General features: G+C 45.5%; 1 protein-coding gene. It reads right to left on the reverse strand.

All coding sequences use genetic code 11. The features are described from left to right. Positions 1-325, reverse strand: a 325-nt coding sequence (locus tag G5B06_RS18735) for a DUF4368 domain-containing protein (protein WP_173772737.1), incomplete at both ends; no start/stop codon positions are given.

Genomic DNA, 325 nt, shown 5'->3' on the forward strand with positions numbered 1-325 from the left:
TTCTGATGAAGCCTGTCCTTGCGTTCTTCTTTTTTCCGCAGTTCTTCCTGTTCCTCCGGGGTTAAAGGAACCGGCTGTAAGGATGGTGGGATATAGCGTCCTAAAAAATTGAAGTAGATTTCAATTTCCTGCGTGGTGTCCTGACTGCCTTTTCGGGCGCGTTCGTGGACAAGGATTTTCTCTACAAACTCGTTGAGCATGGTGTTTGTCAGAGTGTCAAAATTCTCGTACTTATCAATTAGGGCTATAAATTTCTCTGCGGATTTCTGGCTCTGCTCATAGCCGGTAACAGCCTTTTCCAGCTCCGCAATTTCAATCTCAAGTG

It is taken from the genome of Blautia luti (assembly GCF_013304735.1).
In the GTDB taxonomy this organism is placed as follows: domain Bacteria; phylum Bacillota; class Clostridia; order Lachnospirales; family Lachnospiraceae; genus Blautia_A.